Origin of the sequence: Lactobacillus sp. UMNPBX19 (assembly GCF_002553805.1) — a bacterium.
GTDB lineage: Bacteria > Bacillota > Bacilli > Lactobacillales > Lactobacillaceae > Lactobacillus.
This window is the reverse complement of record NZ_PCYR01000094.1, coordinates 1-504: the sequence shown is the minus strand read 5'-3', so window position 1 is coordinate 504 and position 504 is coordinate 1. Positions and strand designations below refer to the sequence as shown.

At 38.9% G+C, this 504-nt stretch carries 1 protein-coding gene; it reads right to left on the bottom strand.

Translation table 11 applies throughout. The annotated features are described in order from the left end of the window. Positions 1-504, bottom strand: a 504-nt coding sequence (locus CP370_RS09220) for an ABC transporter substrate-binding protein (protein ID WP_233186315.1), incomplete at both ends; no start/stop codon positions are given.

Genomic DNA, 504 nt, shown 5'->3' with positions numbered 1-504 from the left:
GGTGCACCAACTGTGTTTGATACAACACCCTTAACCTTAGTATTCAATAGTGATGGCTTTGATTGGTAATACAATGGTGCGATTCCCGCATCATCTTGAATAATCTTTTCAGCCTTAGCGTAATCTTGGAAACGCTTTGCCTTATCACTGACATCAGTTGTCTCAGCAGCATTAACTGCATTGTCATAATCTGTATTCTTCCAGCTACCATTGTTAAAGTCTGAATCAGACTTATACAAGTCTAAGAAAGTTGATGGATCAGCATAATCAGCCCCCCAAAGTGAATTAACAATATCAAACTTTTTAGTCTCTGATAGTGACAGACGTTGCTTAAATGGCACTGTCTTAATCGTCACCTTCAATCCAGGTAGCTTTTCCATTTGCGCTTGGACAAATTCAGCTGAACGCTTTGCTCCATCAGTATCATCAGTCAAATATTGCAAGGTAACTTTCTTCTTACCAATTTCCTTTAGACCTTGCTTCCACAACTTTTTAGCTTCCTTT